The sequence below is a fragment of the Pseudomonas sp. PME37.24/025 genome (assembly GCF_055556615.1).
The window spans coordinates 217,684-233,911 of record NZ_JBVHNK010000010.1 but is presented as its reverse complement, the minus strand read 5'-3'; the positions used below and the strand labels follow the sequence as shown (position 1 = coordinate 233,911).

Genomic DNA, 16,228 nt, shown 5'->3' with positions numbered 1-16,228 from the left:
AATACTTTGTCTCAGCCATGGGCGAGTTTGAGCTGATCCGCAATTTCTTCGCCGCCGCGCCTTGTGCGCAGGGCGGCGAAGGCGTTGCCCTCGGGATCGGCGACGACTGCGCCTTGCTGGCTGTTCCCCCCGGGGAGCAGTTGGCGATTTCCACCGACACGCTCGTGGCCGGTGTGCATTTCGCAGACCCTTGCGACCCGTTTCTGCTCGGTCAGCGCTCGCTGGCTGTGGCTGTCAGTGATCTGGCCGCCATGGGTGCCACTCCCATTGCCTTTACCCTTGCCCTGACTTTGCCGACGGTGACCACCGATTGGCTGGAAGCTTTCGCTCGTGGTTTGAACCTTATGGCGCAAAATTGCGGTGTGGCGCTGGTGGGTGGCGATACCACTCGCGGGCCGTTGAGCCTGACCATGACTGTGTTCGGTCGGGTGCCAACCGGTCTGGCGTTGACCCGCAGCGGCGCACAGCCGGGCGATTTGCTCTGCGTGGGCGGTGAGCTGGGTAACGGCGCGGGCGCGTTGCCTTTGGTGCTCGGCCAGCGAATGGCTGATGCGGCCATCGCTGATCCGTTGCGTGCCCATTACTGGTCGCCGCAACCGCAGTTGGGGCTGGGCATGGCGTTGCGCGGCAGAGCCACGGCGGCGCTGGACATCTCCGACGGCCTGCTCGCCGACTGCGGGCATATTGCCCTGGCGTCGAAAGTCGGGGTTCAGGTAGAGCGCAGTAAGCTGCCGCTGTCGAAGGCGCTGCTGGCCTTCCTCGGTCAGTCTGGCGCTGAGCAAGCCGCCTTGAGCGGTGGTGACGATTACGTGCTGGCCTTCACCTTGCCGCCCGCCGAGTTGCCATCGTTACTGGCGGACGGCTGGCCGATCCATGTGCTTGGGCGGGTCGTAGCAGGGCAGGGCGTGACACTGCTGGACGCTGACGGACACGACATCACCCCGCCAATCCGGGGTTATCAACATTTTCGGGAGACACCGTGACAGATCATCCCAAACAGGTCCCGGCGGAGTTCGTACCGCCGTCGGTCTGGCGCAACCCTTGGCATTTCCTGGCGTTCGGCTTCGGCTCGGGCACCCTGCCAAAAGCGCCGGGCACCTGGGGTTCGTTAGTGGCGTTACCCTTCATTCCGTTGTGGCAGATGCTGCCCGATTGGGGTTATTGGCTGATGCTCGGCATCACCATGCTGTTCGGCTTCTGGCTGTGCGGCAAGGTCGCCGATGATTTGCGCGTGCACGACCACGAAGGCATCGTCTGGGACGAAATGGTCGGGATGTGGATCACCCTGTGGCTGGTGCCGGAAGGTTGGTATTGGTTGCTGGCGGGGTTCCTGATGTTCCGCTTCTTCGACATCCTCAAGCCCTGGCCGATTCACTGGATTGACCGGCATGTGCACGGTGGCGTCGGGATCATGCTCGACGATGTGCTGGCAGGCGTATTTGCGTGGTTGGCGATGCAAGGGCTGGTGTGGTTTTTCGTCTGAGGCGTCAAGTGAGAGAACTGCGGATGGCGCGAAGCGGGTTGCTGTTGATGGTTTTTGCGGTGTTTTGCTCGCTCGCCCGGGCCGGGGATGCGCCGACGACGCCGTCTGTGATTCATCTGGCCAGCGAAGCCTGGGAAGACTTCACCAACGCCGATGGTCGTGGTTTGGGTTGGGACGTGTTGCGCGAAGTGTTCGAGCCGGCTGGCGTCAAACTGGATATTCGTACCGAACCTTACACGCGTGCCACGGGCCTGGCACAGCGCGGCGAAGTGGACGCCTGTGTCGGTGCTTATCGGGATGAAGTCAGCGATGTGCTCTATCCGCGCTGGCATTTCGATACCGATCCGATCTATGCATTGGGTCTGACCAGCAATCCGGCGCCGACCTTGCAAACCCTGGGCAACTATCGATTGGCCTGGGTGCGCGGCTACAAATTCCAGGATTATTTACCCAATGTGCAGAGCTATAACGAAATCGTGCGGCGTACCGGAATTCTTTCGATGCTGATTCACAACCGCATCGATTACTACATCGACGCGCTGGACGAGGTTAACTCCATCGTCAACCGAGCCAAGGCCCCGTCGCAATTTCGCCGTACGCACATCGTGGATTTGCCGCTTTATCTGTGCTTCGCCGATACACTTCGGGCCCGCAAGTTGATGGCGCTGTTCGATCAGCGCATGGAAGTGCTGGTAAAAAACGGCCAGCTGAAACCGATCTTCGCAAAGTGGAAGCAGCCGTACCCGTTTGGCACAAACTGAACATAGTCAATGTGGGAGCAACTGTCTTGATGAGCTTTATTTTGAAGGCATATTGATAGACAGCTGAACTCCCACAGGGGCGTTGGCTTGGCCTCTTGATCAAACATTTTGATCGTTATGCCCCATAATTCAGCCTAAGCGTCTGCGGGAACGTGCTGTTACAATGCCGCCTCTGCGAATCTTCAGTACTTATAGATCAGGAGCACACCGGTGCCTGTCGTTTTTGTCGCCGCTTCCAAGCTGCCAACGCCTTTTGCGCAATTCACCATGCATGGCTTTCTCGATGAAGAGAACGGGCGCGAGCACGTGGTGCTGAGCCTGGGTGAGTTCGCCGACGGTGCTCCGGTACTCGGCCGGTTGCACTCCGAATGCCTGACGGGCGATGCCTTGTTCAGCCAGCGTTGCGACTGCGGTTCGCAACTCGAGGCAGCCTTGCAGGCGATCGCCCGTGAAGGCCGTGGCGTGTTGCTCTACTTGCGTCAGGAAGGTCGCGGCATTGGCCTGTTGAACAAGATCCGCGCCTATGAATTGCAGGATGGCGGTGCCGACACCGTTGAAGCCAATGAGCGTCTGGGTTTCGCCGCTGACCAGCGCGACTACGCCATGTGCTTGCCGATGCTGGAGCACCTGGGCGTGAAGTCCCTGCGTCTGATGACCAACAACCCACGCAAGGTCAAAGCCTTGACCGACATGGGCATTGTGGTTGCCGAGCGCGTGCCGTTGCACACCGGGCACAACCCGCACAACAAACTCTATCTGGCGACCAAGGCCAGCAAGCTCGACCACATGATGGGTAACGAGCATCAGGGCGAGGTTGACCGGGCGTGACCCGCGGTCAGGTACGGCGGCGACTCTCCGTCAACTGGTGGCAATACCTGGCGCTGGCCTTGCTGCCGCTGTTCGTGATCAACGGTGTATTCGGCAAAAGCGAGGCGATTCTGCCGGTGCTGGCCATGCCGTTATTCATCGCCGGTGTGGCCTCGATGTTTGTCAGCCTGAAGTTCTTTGGCGGCTACAAGCACGCGCTGATCGCCACCCAGAAAGCCCTCGACACCCCTGAAGAACCCGACGCCTGGATCGCCCTGGCCGCGAAACGCCGTGCCGCGTTTCTGGTGGCCGGCCTGCCCGCCTGGATTGGTGCGCTGGCGGTATTCGTTGGGCTTGAAGCTGTGCCGCTGGTGCTGCTGGCGCTGTCGACCACGGTGCTGTTCTACCTCTACCGTATCCCGCGTCAACTCGGCTGATGCGCAGCATCTGGCTGGCGGTGTTGCTGCTGGCCGTCAGCGGTTCGGCGGCTGCAATTGAACGGGTCGTCAGTCTGGCGCCGTCGCTTTCTGAAATCGTCGTTGAGCTGAACTCGGCTGACCTTCTGGTCGGTATGCTGGATGCCGGCGAACGTCCCGCTGAACTCAAAGACATTCCTTCCGTGGGCAGCTACGGCCAGTTGGACATGGAACGACTGCTCAGCCTCAAGCCCGATCTGTTGCTGCTATGGCCGGGCAGTGTGGGGCCGGCTCAGCGTGAGCAGCTCAAACGGCTGAACATTCCCACCTATGTCGCCGAACCTCATAACCTCGAACAACTTACCGCCCAGATTGAAGCGATTGCTACGCAACTTGGCAGAGCGGAGCGTGGTGTTTCATTGGCCGAAAATCTGCGTCAACGACTCGATTCCCTGCGCCAGCGCTATCGAAGGGATGAGCCGATACGGGTGTTTTATCAAGTCTGGGATCGGCCGCTGTACACCGTGGGCGGCGGGCAGATCATCAGCGATGCGCTGCAGGTCTGCGGGGCGCGCAATGTATTTGCCGACCTGACGCAGCCTGCCCCGCAGGTTAGTGTGGAGGCGGTGTTGCAGCGCAATCCCGAGGTGATTCTGGCCAGTGATCAGGCGCAGCTCGATGCATGGAAGACCTGGCCTCAGGTAACGGCGGTGGCACAGGGGCAATTACTGCTGGTGACGGACAAAGGCCTGGAGCGGCCGAGCGGGCAGATGATCGAAGCGACTGCCAAGTTGTGCCAGATTATCGCGCCCGACCATTAAGACCGAGGCGCATTCATCGCGGGCAAGCCCGCTCCCACAGGTTCAGTGTGATCTCTGTGGGAGCGGGCTTGCCCGCGATGAGGCCGGCTCAAACACCACAATCTCTGGTCAAAACCCCGGCGTCCAGGTCACCCCGAACATCCACGCCCGGCCTTCTTCGCGATACCCATACTGACTGCCGTCATGGCTGTACAACGCCCGGCTGTAGCCCTTGTTCAGCAGGTTATCGACCTTCAACTCCAGCTTGATCTCGCGATTCAGCGCCCAGCTGCTACGCATCCCCAACAACGCATACCCGCCTAACGGCTGCTGGTTGTTCTCGTCGTCATAACTGCTGCTCACCGCTTGCCAACTGGCACCGAGGCCCAGTCGATCAAACTGTCGATCCAGGTCCAGGCTCAAAGTCCGCCGTGCACGACGGGCGAGGGTGTGGCCGCTGTCGCGATCCCGTGGGTCGATGATCGCCACGCCGAGATTGCTCTGCCAGCCGAATAGTTCTTGTTTCAATGCTGCTTCAAAACCGTTGATGCGCGCCGAAGCGACATTCGCCGGGCGGTTGTTGCTGCCGAAAATAATCGCGTCTTCAAGATCAGTGCGGTACAGCGAAGCTTCCAGGCGACTGCTCTGCGTCAGCTGACTGCGCCATTGCAGCTCATAACTTTTCGAGGTCTCGGGTTTCAAATCCGGGTTGCTGAAGTCCGGGTAGTACAGGTCGTTGAAGGTCGGCGCGCGAAAGCCTTCGCTGTAGGTCAACAGCACATCGTTGTCCAGGTTCAGCGGCAGGGTGAACGTGCCGCTCCAGCTGTTCTGGCTGCCGAACTGCTGGTTCTGGTCGCGACGCAGGCCCAGTTCGGTAGAGAAACTGTCGGCCTGATAGCGATGCTGGATAAACGCTGCACGGTTCCAGCGGCTGTCTTCGTCGAACGCTGTGCTGCTATTGATTCGGTCTTCGTACCAGTCGCCGCCGAGGATCAGGCTGTTGCGCTCATCCAGGGTCAGGTCGTTCTGCCAATTCACCGAATCGCGGTAAGTGTTGAACACGCTGCGCTCGTCGCTGAGCTTGTCGAGCGTCTTCTCGCGGTTTTCGCTGTGGCCGAACTCGACGCGGGTTTTCCACCGGTCATTGATCCGCGCGTCGACATAAGTGCTGACGCTGCTCACAGAGAACTCGCTGTAGGGCTTCTGCTGGACCGATTCGAAGGTGTTCATATCGAAGCGACCGAGCGGGTTGTCGAACGCGCTTTTACCTTGGTTATCCAGCAGGTTGGCGCCGACTTCGATGTTGTCGGTGAGCGCGTGACTCAGGCTTAAGCTGACCGACTTATTGCGGTATTCATCGTGATCGCCATCACTGGGGTAAGACTCGTGGGTGCGATTGATGCCTGCCGTTTCATCAAGGCTGGCACCGAGATTGAAGCGTGTCTGCGCGTTGCCGCCGGACAATCCGAGGCTGCGCTCCCAGGTCTGGTTGCTGCCAACCCCCACGTGCATGCGTGGTTGCAGGCCTTGTTCGTCGCCACGGCGAGTGAAGATCTGGATCACCCCGCCAATCGCATCGCTACCGTAAATCACCGAGCGTGACCCACGCAGCACTTCTACGCGCTCGACCTGTTCGATGTTGATGTGCTGCAGGTTGCTGTCGCCGGAGGTCGAGTTGCCGATGCGCTGGCCGTCGACCAGTACCAGGCTTTGCGCCGACTTGGTACCACGAATGTAGATCCCCGGCAGACTGCCACGCCCCCCGGTTTGCCCGACCTGTACACCCGGTACACGGCGCAGCAAGTCAGTGACGCTGCTCGGTTGCAGACGGTCGATGTCTTCGCGGGTGAACACCGTGTTTGCAGCGCTGCTGTCGTTGCGCGCTTCGACCTGACGGTTGGCGCTGATCAGCACGTCGGGCAGTTTCAGGGCCTGCTCGCGTTCGAAGGTGTCGGCCAAGAGTTGGCCGGCCGGCAGGAGGGTCAGCATCAGGGCAAAAGGGGAGAGTTTCATGAGCAGTCCGTTGACACTTTAAAGCGAACACATTCTGAAGGTTGCATAAAACCAATGTGGGAGCGGGCTTGCCCGCGATGACGGTGTGTCAGTCAATGAATAAGTTGACTGTCATTCCGCTATCGCGGGCAAGCCCGCTCCCACAGGGTTTTGTGTATATCTAATGTTTAGATATTCAGCAGCTGCAGGCGCTGACGCACCGCGTCTTCGATCCCAACCTCATCCAGCCCGCATTCGGCCAGCATTTGCGCAGGCTTGGCGTGCTCCACATAGGTGTCCGGCAAGCCCAGGTGCAGCACCGACTTGAGGATGTTTTCGCGGGCGAGGAACTCGCTGACCGCGCCGCCGGCACCGCCCATGATTGCGTTCTCTTCGATGGTCACCAGCAATTCATGGCTGCCGGCGATTTCGCGAACCAGTGCTTCGTCGAGCGGTTTGACGAAACGCATGTCGACCACGGTCGCATCCAGCTTCTCGGCGACTTTCAGTGCCTCGGCCAATTGCACGCCGAACACCAGCAGGGCGACTTTGCTGCCCTGACGGCGGACGACACCCTTGCCGATTTCAATCGGTTCGAGGTCTTTAGCGATCGGTGCATTCGGGCCAGTGCCGCGTGGATAACGCACCGCTGCCGGGCCGTTGTACAGGTGGCCGGTGCTGAGCATTTTACGCAGTTCGTTTTCGTCGCTCGGGGTCATCACCAGCATGCCGGGGATGCAACGCAGGAACGACAGGTCAAAGCTGCCCGCGTGTGTCGGGCCGTCTTCACCCACCAGACCTGCGCGGTCGATGGCGAACAGCACGTCGAGGTTTTGCACCGCGACGTCATGAATCAGTTGGTCATAAGCGCGCTGCAGGAAGGTCGAATAGATCGCCACCACCGGTTTTGCGCCTTCGCAGGCCATGCCGGCCGCGAGGGTCACGGCGTGTTGCTCGGCAATCGCCACGTCGAAATAACGCTCCGGGAAGCGCTCGCTGAAGGCCACCAGGTCAGAGCCTTCCTTCATCGCCGGGGTAATCCCGACCAGACGCGGATCGACCGTGGCCATGTCGCACAGCCATTCACCGAACACACCGGAATACTTCGGCCCGCCGGCTTTCTTCGGCGCGGCGGCCGGAGCGTCCACAGGTTCGAGTTTGGTGATGGCGTGGTAACCGATCGGGTCGACTTCTGCCGGAGCGAAGCCTTTGCCTTTCTTGGTGACCACATGCAGGAATTGCGGGCCTTTCAGATCGCGCATGTTGCGCAGGGTGGCGATCAGGGTCGGCAGGTCGTGGCCATCGATCGGGCCGATATAGTTCCAGCCCAGTTCTTCGAACAGCGTGCCGGGAACCAGCATGCCTTTGGCGTATTCTTCGGTGCGACGGGCGATTTCCCAGGCGCCGGGCAGGCGCGAGAGGACCTTTTTGCTGCCTTCGCGCATGCTCGCGTAAGTGCGGCTGGAAAGGATTTTCGCCAGATAGTTCGACAGCCCGCCGACGTTGCGCGAAATCGACATGTCGTTGTCGTTGAGAATCACCAGCATGTTGGCGTCCACTTCCGGCGCATGGTTCAGCGCCTCGAAGGCCATGCCTGCGGTCAGTGCGCCGTCGCCGATCACCGCGATCGCCTTGCGATCACTGTGTTGCAGGCGGGCGGCAATCGCCATGCCCAGCGCTGCGCTGATCGAGGTGCTGGAGTGGCCGACGCCAAAGGTGTCGTACTCGCTCTCGGAACGACGCGGGAAGGCGGCAATGCCGTCCTTCTGGCGCAGAGTGCCCATGCGCTCGCGACGGCCGGTGAGGATTTTGTGCGGGTAGGCCTGATGACCCACGTCCCACACCAGCCGGTCATCCGGGGTGTCGAAGACGTAATGCAACGCGATGGTCAGCTCGATGACGCCCAGGCCGGCACCGAAATGCCCGCCGGTCTGACCGACCGTGTAGAGCAATTCCAGGCGCAACTCATTAGCCAGGGTTTCCAGCTCGGCTTCGCCTAACCGGCGCAGGCCGTCCGGCGTGTTGGCACGGTCGAGCAGGGGCGTGGTCGGGCGCTTGCGGGGAATCTCATGAAACGTCGTGGGCATCAGGCGAATCGTTATAGGTATAAAAGATGCGGCAGTTTACCTGATGCATCGCCCCCTGCCCACGCGTTGGTTTTTTTTGGCGGATACGCCGTCAGCTGCGGCGATCGACGATGTACCGGGCCAGATCGCGCAATGGCTCGGCCGCCGCGTCAAACGGTCGCAGCGCGTGCAGGGCCTGGTCGCGCAGTTCCAGGGCATAGGCCTTGGCCGCGTCAAGACCAAGCAGAGCCGGGTAGGTCGGCTTGTCCCGGGCAATGTCGGCGCCCTGGCGTTTGCCGAGGGTTTCGGTGTCACTTTCGACGTCGAGAATGTCGTCCTGGACCTGAAATGCCAAGCCAATGGCCTGTGCATAACTCTGCAAGGACTTCAGTTCGTCCTTCGCGGCATGACCGCTGGCGAGGGCGCCGAGCTTGACGCTGACTTCAATCAACGCGCCGGTTTTGTGCCGGTGCATGTATTCAAGAGCTTTTTGATCGAGCTTCAGGCCCACCGAACCGAGATCGATGGCTTGCCCGCCGACCATGCCCGCCGGGCCCGCCGCCAACGCCAGGGCGCTGACCATCTGTAGACGGGTTTCGGCGTCACAACTGCTCAGGTGCGGGTCGAGGAGGGCGCTGAAGGCCAGACTCTGCAAACCGTCACCGGCGAGGATTGCACAGGCTTCATCGAATTTTTTATGCGTAGTCGGCTGGCCGCGACGCAGATCGTCGTCGTCCATGGCCGGCAAATCGTCGTGCACCAGCGAATAAGCGTGGATCAGCTCAACCGCACAAGCCGCGCCGTTGGCTTGCTCAGCCTTGCCGCCCAGCGCTTCGCATGCGGCGTAGGCCAGCAATGGGCGTACACGCTTGCCGCCATTCATCACGCTGTAACGCATGGCTTCGTAGAGACGTGCGAGTTCAGGGCCTGGCGCGTTGAACAGGGTTTCCAGTGCAGCATTGACGCGGGCCTGACTGGTCGCCGAATACGCCGCAATCATTCTGGCTGATCCGCGTCGAAGGGTTCCTCGGCCAGCTCACCATCACGCTCGAGCAGCACTTGAACCTTCTGCTCGGCCTGAGCCAGCGCCGCCTGGCAATCACGGGTCAGCCCGATGCCCTGCTCGAAAGCGGTCAGCGAGTCTTCCAGCGACAATTCGCCGTTCTCCAGACGCTCCACCAGCGTTTGCAGGTCAGCGAGAGATTGTTCGAAATCCAGTGCAGCTTTTTTGCGGGCCATGGCGGCTATTTCCGGTTGACGTTAAACCGGCGCGACACTAGCAGACATAGGGGTTATGGGCAAATGAGCGGGGCGTTTCGGGCAACGAGTTTTGGGAGTCAATGCGACCTCTGTGGCGATCATGATTAATGGTCATCGGGATAGCTGATTTGATATCGAGTACTGCGCCCGCCGCCGGGCAGGCGTTTCAGACAGCCCTTCTCCAGCAGTTCGGCCAGATGACGGGTTGCGGTGGCTTTGGAAACCTTTGCCACTGCCTGGTATTGAGCGGCGCTGATGCCATTATCGAAACCTCGTTCCCCGCCATCGAGCAAGCGATTCAGTACTTTGGTCTGCTCGGCCGACAGTTCGGATTCCCGATGTGCCTGCCAGAAACGCGCCTTGCCCAGTACCGGTTCGATCCGCGTCATGGCTTGCTGCAAGCTGCGCAACAAGGTTTGCAGGAACCACTCCAGCCACTCGGTGATATCCAGCGTGGCTTTCTGACTGGTTTCCAGCACTCGGTAATAGCCTGAACGATCATCCAGAATACTCGCCGACATGGCGTAGAAACGGATGGCCTGAGCCTCACCCTGAGCCAGGGCCAGATCAGTGATCGTTCGCGTCAGGCGACCGTTGCCATCGTCGAAAGGATGCAACGTCATGAACCAAAAATGCGCGACGCCGGCCCGCAGCAAAGGGTCGAGGCCGACCTGATTTCGGCTGGCTTCAAACCAGGTCAGGAAGGTATCGAGTTGTCGTTCAAGACCAAGGCGAGGCGGCGCTTCGAAGTGAACGGTCGGCCTGTCGAGTCGCCCCGAAACCACTTGCATGGGCTCGTCGCCGCGCAGGGCGCCGACACGGATCGACCGGGCGGCGAGATCCGTGTCTTGCTCAGGAAACAGCCATTGATGCCAATCCAGCAATCGCACCAATGTCAGTGGCTCAGCGAAATGCCGGGTCGCGTCGAGCATCAATTGCGCAAGGCCCTCACTGCGCTGGCTCACCTTATCGCCATTGACCAGGTCCAACCCCAACCGTCGCGCCAGAGAAGAGCGTACGGAGCCAACATTCAGCTGTTCACCCTCGATAGCGGACGAAGTCACGATGTTCTGCAACAACGCATCCAGTTCGTTTTGCGCGCTCAACGAACTGCCTACCGAACTGGCCATCCCCATCAACCGCCCCTGCGCCTGAACGCAGTCGCGCAAAAGTAGCGTCAAGCGCTCGGCTTGCCATTGGAAATTCGGCCAATCAGGCTGCTGCCAGATCCCGTGAGGTGCCATGGAATCGGTGCTCTTGGAATGAGTGAGCCGATTAAAAATGCTATTCGCCTCATATAGTGAGCCGAATATGACGCCTGTTCGGCTCACCGTCCAGTTGTCGGACAGCATGTCGCCTCACGTGCGGCTGCGATCGAATCGCACAGCATGTGGGTTGGCCGCAGGTCAATTGGTTGTTCAGGCTTTATTTTCAGGCATTAAAAAGCCGGCTTGTGGCCGGCTTCTCGGGGACTGGCTTGGTTTATTTTTGGTAAACCGCGCCAGCCTTCAAAACGTACACCCGGATCTTGCGTCCGGCTGTGGGACTTGGCGAGAAAGTCATCTGCCTTGTCGGTGCGATCTGAGCCTGAAGAAGGGTCGATGCGCAAATGTGGGGCGCAGCATACTGATTTTTTTGAGAAATTCCCAGCTTGGTATGCGGGGTAGGGCGATTGCGCTGAGGTGTAGCAGCTGCCGAACCCGCAGTGAATGGTTTTGCGACTGCTGCGCAGTCGAACGGGGGCAAGCCCCCTCGCCACAGTGGATCACAGGGTTACGTGCTTACAGGAAGGGCACGGACGGCCTGCGTTTGTTGAGCGTCGACCACCAGAATACCCATCCCAATACCCTTATGTTCTGCTTGTCGATCTGCTCGGCATTGAAGATCTCATCTGGATACTCGGCTTTGTTGTAACTGCGCAACCGCAGCGCATTTCCCGGCATTCGATGCAGGTATTTGATCCGTAGCATCCCGTCATGCTCGATCGCATAAATTTCCCCATCAATAACCTGAGTAAGCCCGCGGTCGATTGCAAGCGTCGAACCGTCTTCAATCTTTTCGGCCATGCTGTTGCCGATCATGTGGGTAAAAATAGCGTCGGCGTGGTTGATTTCCAGGGAGTCCAGATGGCTGCGGGGCAGGCGGATGGATTGGCTGGGGTCTTTGACGACGTGAGTTTTGTTGGAGCCCGGGGCGGTGGTTGTTTCTTTGTAGAAGGGCAGCTCGACGTCGATGGCCTCGATCACCGTGTAGATGCCGCGGATGGCCTGGGCGTCGAAGGTGTTGCCGGCCTCGTCGAGCACGCGCAGGCGTGAGGATTCTTTCGGGCCTTCGCCGGTCTTTAGCCAGTCGCTGTTTACAGACAGTAGTCTGGCGACCTCTTCCATGCGGTAGGCGGGCACACCTCGGGTGTACCAGTTGTGGATATTTTGCGCTTCCGTGTCGAAGAAAGCGGCAAATCCTGTGGTTGTGATTTTCGCTGCTTCGAGGAGTGCTTTAAACCGTGGGCCGCTAGTGTTTTTTTTCATAAACACGAGTTTACTGGCGCAGGATGGGGGTTTGAATAAACGATCCGTTCAAATTTCGAGGGAAATTTAAGACTGGATGTAAGACGCTTTTAGTGGAAATTAAACAGGAAAAAACCAAAGCCAAGAAGCGTTCCACGTACCGTTAAAGGTCAGTGTCTGAGCGGAGCGCCCACAAAAAACCCCGGATCAACCGGGGTTCTTCTTCAACCGTCGCAGCTAGAAGCTTACCGCGGCTTCTCAGCCTTTATAGGCAGCAACCGACTTGGTGATCGCGTCGCGGGCGGCATCTGCGCCGGCCCAGCCTTCGATCTTCACCCATTTGCCTTTTTCGAGATCTTTGTAGTTCGCGAAGAAGTGCTCGATCTGCTGAATCAGCAGCGCAGGCAGATCGGTGTATTCCTTCACGTCGACGTACAGCTGGGACAGCTTGTCGTGTGGAACCGCGATCACTTTGGCATCGCCGCCACCGTCGTCGGTCATGTTCAGGATGCCGACTGGACGCGCGCGGATTACCGAACCTGGAGCAACCGGGTAAGGGGTCACGACCAGCACGTCGAGGGGATCACCGTCGTCGGCCAGGGTGTTCGGGATGTAACCGTAGTTGGCCGGGTAGAACATCGGGGTGGCCATGAAACGGTCAACGAACAGGCAATCGCTGTCTTTGTCGATTTCGTATTTGATCGGCGCGTGGTTGGCCGGGATCTCGATCGCGACGTAGATGTCGTTCGGCAGGTCTTTGCCAGCCGGAATCTTGCTGTAGCTCATTGGGCGGTGCCCCCGTTAGTTGACCAAAAACACTTGGCCGGATTGACCAAAAAGTGGCGGCGATTATAGGCATATTCCGCCACCGTTGCCATGCGCCAGAGGTCGTAGAGACGCTGCCGGGCACTACTGGTGTGCCTGATAGACCGGGTTCTCGGCCAGAAGTTGCCGCAGACGTGCCAGTGGATCCTGCCGATAAAACAGCTTCAATTGCTCATAGACTTGTGGATAAGCGTCATGTAGCAAATCCGGGGCGCTGAAGAAGTATTCGCTGGTGACCGCGAAGAACTCGGCGGGGTTTTCTGCTGCGTACGGGTCGATGACGGTTTGCGCGTCAGGGTTGCGATCCAGTTGCCGATCGAGGTCGTCATAGGCCTCTTGCATGACTCTTGCCCAATCACTGACGCGCATATCGGCATGCAGCGGCGGCAGGCCATTGGCGTCGCCGTTGAGCATGTCGAGTTTGTGCGCGAGTTCGTGGATGACCAGGTTGTAGCCTTCCCAGCCACCGCTGGCCATCACGCCGGGCCAGGCGAGGATGATCGGGCCTTGCTGCCAGGCTTCGCCGCTGTGTTCGCCGTCCCATTCATGTTCAACGCCGCTGGCATCGCGATGGCGCTGGGGGCTGAGGAAATCGTCGGGGTAAAGGATGATTTCGTGAAAGCCCTGATACCAGTTCAGATCGCCCAGATGCAGCAGGGGCAATTGGGCTTGGGCGGCGAGCAGCAGGCGTTGCTCTTGGTGAAGCTCGACGCCGGGCAGGGCGGTCAGGTGCTTGTCTTGCAGGAACAGCACGCAGGCTTCGCGCAGCCACTGGTCTTCGGCTGCGCTGAGGCCATCGAGAAAACTCAAGTGATGGCGCACCCGTTGCCACATGTCGTCGGCAATCGGATGCCTGGCCAAGGTGCGCTGGCGTCGCCAGGCGCTAAGGGACCACATCGTGAGTCAGCGGGGTTCGGCTTTGGACGCAGCATGACCGAGGCGGCTGCGGATCACGCTGATGATCATCGGCAGCAGCGACAGCAGGATGATGCCCACTACCAGCAGCGACAGGTTTTTCTTGATGAACGGTACGTTGCCGAAGAAATAACCCAAGGTCACCAGGCCACCCACCCAGAGGATGGTGCCGAGGACGCTGAAGGCAAAGAATCGTGGGTAAGGCATTTTGCCAATGCCCGCGACGAAGGGGGCAAAGGTGCGGATGATAGGCATGAAGCGCGCCAGGGTCACGGTTTTGCCGCCGTGCTTGTCGTAGAAGTCGTGAGTTTGTTGCAGGTAGTCGCGGCGGAAAATTTTCGAGTTCGGGTTGCGAAACAACCGTTCGCCAACGGTGCGGCCGATCACGTAGTTGGTGCTGTCACCGAGAATCGCCGCCAGCATCAGCAGGCCGCCCAGCAGCACCGGGTCCATGCCGCCACCGGCCGCCACGGCGCCCGCGATGAACAGCAGGGAATCACCCGGCAGGAATGGCATCACCACCAGACCGGTTTCGCAGAAGATCACCAGAAACAGAATGGCGTAGATCCATGACCCATAGTTAGTCACCAGCAGGTCGAGGTAAACATCGAGATGCAGGATAAGATCGATCGGGTTGAAATCCATGGAAAGCACCTGTGGTGATGGCCCGACTCTGCAGGCCTGTGCGGATGGCTTCGCGTAAGACTACAGCTAAGTGTGATTTTTCTTACGAGCCGGAAGAATGGGCATTATACGGGGTGACAAGTGAAAAACGCGTCGAGTTTGTAGCGGGGGATGTCGATGGGTCGACCACAGTTCTGTTGGCTTTGCACAATCCACTGTGGTGAGGGGGCTTGCCCCCGTTCGGCCGCGAAGCGGTCGTCAATCAGCAAATGAGTTTCGCCAGACAAACCGGGTGCTCGGGTTTTGGGAGCGCTTCGCACTCCAGCGGGGGCAAGCCCCCTCGCCACAGGAGTCCAGCTCTTCTCCGAGGTGCTTACAGCCCGTCACTGATCGGTAATACGTAGTTCTTGAACTCGGTGTCTTCCTTGAACCCGATGGATTCGTAGGTTTTCTGCGCGACTTCGTTATCGCTGCTGGTGGAAACGCGCATGCGCACGGCATTGGTTTCCTTGGCCATTTTTTTCGCGGTGCGGATCAGGTTGTCGGCCACCAACTGGCGGCGGGCGTCTTCGGCGACGTAGATATCGTTGAGGATCCACACGCGTTTAAGCGAAAGAGACGAAAAACTCGGGTACAACTGACAAAAACCCATCAGTTTGTTGTTGTCGTCATCGGCCAGGGCCAGGTAGATCACCGATTCCTTGCGCCGCAGGCGTTTCTCGAGGAACGCCCGGGATGAGTCCGGATACGGCAGGGAACCGTAAAACTCACGATATTTGACGAACAACGGGGTCAGCAGGTCGAGGTGTTCGAGGGTCGCTTGAATAATCCGCATGGTAGGTCTCGTCTTCAAGTGGCTGTCTTGCGTGGTGACGGCGACGGGAAACCCTGGCGGCCGTGCATCGATCCTGCCTGAAACCTGAATAGAAACGCAATGCGGAAACGGTTCAGGTATCCGACGGGCTCAGTAGGAAATTACCTTTCATATCTGCACCAATATCCGACTCCAGCGTCTGAACCTGGGCTTCGTCCTTCAGACTGACCCCTGATAACTGCCGCCGACAGGCTTCGCGCATCAAATACAGCAAGCGGTGTGCCGCCATGCCGTAACTCAAGCCTTCGAGCCGAACATTCGAGATGCAGTTGCGATAGGCATCTGTCAGTCCGACTTTGGGATTATAGGTGAAATACAACCCTAGGCTGTCTGGCGAGCTCAAGCCGGGGCGTTCGCCGATCAATATGACCACCATCTTCGCGCCCAGCAGCTCGCCGATCTCGTCGGCCACCGCTACACGGCCCTGTTCCACCAGAATCACCGGCGACAGAGACCAGCCTTCAGCGGCTGTCTGTTCTTCCATGCGCGTCAGAAACGGTAAGGTGTGGCGATGAACGGCCAATGCCGAGAGGCCATCGGCCACCACAACGGCCAAATCCACCCCGCCAGGATGCCTCAGTGCGTAATCGCGCAAGGTCTGCGCCGACTCATCACTCAACTTGCGCCCCAAATCGGGGCGCTGCAGATAGCTGTTCCGGTCCGTGGCGGCGCTGTGCAGCAGCAAACTCTCACGTCCACGCTCGGCCAGTTGCGAACTGAGCCCCATGTGATCGAACGGCAGATGCACTGCATCTCGGGCCTGCGCATGGGCGTACTGAAAATCCAGCTGCGCGCTGGTCGGCATGCTGGTGCCGGTACGACCGAGGGCAATACGTGCCGGGGTCAGGCGCCGCAACTCCAGCAATGGGTTTTGCGGATCGACAGGTGGTTTATCCAT

17 protein-coding genes are annotated in these 16,228 nt (G+C 59.4%); 6 read left to right on the top strand and 11 right to left on the bottom strand.

Annotation, left to right across the window (positions count from 1 at the left end; translation table 11 throughout):
* Positions 1-17: 17 nt before the first annotated feature.
* From thiL to ACZ3HH_RS19515, 6 genes are all read left to right on the top strand, one after another.
* Positions 18-983 (top strand): thiamine-phosphate kinase, encoded by a 966-nt coding sequence (gene thiL, locus ACZ3HH_RS19540; protein ID WP_465806860.1) that lies wholly within the window; start codon positions 18-20, stop codon positions 981-983.
* Positions 980-1,483 (top strand): phosphatidylglycerophosphatase A family protein, encoded by a 504-nt coding sequence (locus ACZ3HH_RS19535; RefSeq protein WP_008073949.1) that lies wholly within the window; start codon positions 980-982, stop codon positions 1,481-1,483. The genes thiL and ACZ3HH_RS19535 overlap by 4 nt, the downstream gene beginning before the upstream one ends.
* Positions 1,484-1,506: 23 nt before the next feature.
* Positions 1,507-2,244 (top strand): substrate-binding periplasmic protein, encoded by a 738-nt coding sequence (locus ACZ3HH_RS19530; protein WP_465806858.1) that lies wholly within the window; start codon positions 1,507-1,509, stop codon positions 2,242-2,244.
* Positions 2,245-2,454: 210 nt separating this feature from the next.
* The gene (gene ribA, locus ACZ3HH_RS19525; protein ID WP_007906827.1) at positions 2,455-3,072 is read left to right on the top strand and encodes a GTP cyclohydrolase II; all 618 of its coding nucleotides are present in this window, start codon (positions 2,455-2,457) and stop codon (positions 3,070-3,072) included.
* Positions 3,069-3,488, top strand: a complete 420-nt coding sequence (locus ACZ3HH_RS19520; protein WP_367373122.1) for an MFS transporter — start codon at positions 3,069-3,071, stop codon at positions 3,486-3,488. The genes ribA and ACZ3HH_RS19520 overlap by 4 nt, the downstream gene beginning before the upstream one ends.
* A complete protein-coding gene (locus ACZ3HH_RS19515; protein WP_465806855.1) occupies positions 3,488-4,288 on the top strand; it encodes a cobalamin-binding protein in 801 nt (266 codons plus the stop codon). Before ACZ3HH_RS19520 ends, ACZ3HH_RS19515 begins: the two co-directional genes overlap by 1 nt.
* A gap of 108 nt (positions 4,289-4,396) precedes the next feature.
* On the opposite strand, the gene ACZ3HH_RS19510 is transcribed toward ACZ3HH_RS19515, so the two are convergent.
* The 11 genes from ACZ3HH_RS19510 to eutC form a co-directional block, all read right to left on the bottom strand.
* Positions 4,397-6,280, bottom strand: coding sequence for a TonB-dependent receptor domain-containing protein (locus ACZ3HH_RS19510; RefSeq protein ID WP_465806853.1), 1,884 nt, complete (start codon positions 6,278-6,280; stop codon positions 4,397-4,399).
* A 167-nt stretch (positions 6,281-6,447) separates the two neighbouring features.
* Positions 6,448-8,346, bottom strand: a complete 1,899-nt coding sequence (gene dxs, locus ACZ3HH_RS19505; RefSeq protein ID WP_465806851.1) for a 1-deoxy-D-xylulose-5-phosphate synthase — start codon at positions 8,344-8,346, stop codon at positions 6,448-6,450.
* Between the two features lie 91 nt (positions 8,347-8,437).
* The gene (gene ispA, locus ACZ3HH_RS19500) at positions 8,438-9,325 is read right to left on the bottom strand and encodes a (2E,6E)-farnesyl diphosphate synthase (RefSeq protein ID WP_465806849.1); all 888 of its coding nucleotides are present in this window, start codon (positions 9,323-9,325) and stop codon (positions 8,438-8,440) included.
* Positions 9,322-9,564, bottom strand: a complete 243-nt coding sequence (locus ACZ3HH_RS19495) for an exodeoxyribonuclease VII small subunit (RefSeq protein WP_007894317.1) — start codon at positions 9,562-9,564, stop codon at positions 9,322-9,324. Before ACZ3HH_RS19495 ends, ispA begins: the two co-directional genes overlap by 4 nt.
* A 125-nt stretch (positions 9,565-9,689) precedes the next feature.
* Positions 9,690-10,829: a Fic family protein gene (locus ACZ3HH_RS19490; protein WP_465806846.1), complete on the bottom strand. Its 1,140-nt coding sequence runs from the start codon at positions 10,827-10,829 to the stop codon at positions 9,690-9,692.
* Positions 10,830-11,366: 537 nt separating this feature from the next.
* The gene (locus ACZ3HH_RS19485) at positions 11,367-12,113 is read right to left on the bottom strand and encodes a S24 family peptidase (RefSeq protein ID WP_367373102.1); all 747 of its coding nucleotides are present in this window, start codon (positions 12,111-12,113) and stop codon (positions 11,367-11,369) included.
* A gap of 237 nt (positions 12,114-12,350) precedes the next feature.
* Positions 12,351-12,878 (bottom strand): inorganic diphosphatase, encoded by a 528-nt coding sequence (gene ppa, locus ACZ3HH_RS19480; protein ID WP_007894323.1) that lies wholly within the window; start codon positions 12,876-12,878, stop codon positions 12,351-12,353.
* 123 nt (positions 12,879-13,001) lie between these two features.
* Positions 13,002-13,814 carry a M90 family metallopeptidase gene (locus ACZ3HH_RS19475; RefSeq protein WP_465806843.1) on the bottom strand — a complete coding sequence of 271 codons (813 nt, stop codon included), beginning with the start codon at positions 13,812-13,814 and terminating at the stop codon, positions 13,002-13,004.
* A 6-nt stretch (positions 13,815-13,820) separates the two neighbouring features.
* Positions 13,821-14,477, bottom strand: coding sequence for a DedA family protein (locus tag ACZ3HH_RS19470; RefSeq protein ID WP_367373100.1), 657 nt, complete (start codon positions 14,475-14,477; stop codon positions 13,821-13,823).
* Between the two features lie 352 nt (positions 14,478-14,829).
* Positions 14,830-15,291 (bottom strand): GNAT family N-acetyltransferase, encoded by a 462-nt coding sequence (locus tag ACZ3HH_RS19465; RefSeq protein WP_465806840.1) that lies wholly within the window; start codon positions 15,289-15,291, stop codon positions 14,830-14,832.
* Positions 15,292-15,403: 112 nt separating this feature from the next.
* Positions 15,404-16,228, bottom strand: coding sequence for an ethanolamine ammonia-lyase subunit EutC (gene eutC, locus ACZ3HH_RS19460; RefSeq protein ID WP_465806838.1), 825 nt, complete (start codon positions 16,226-16,228; stop codon positions 15,404-15,406).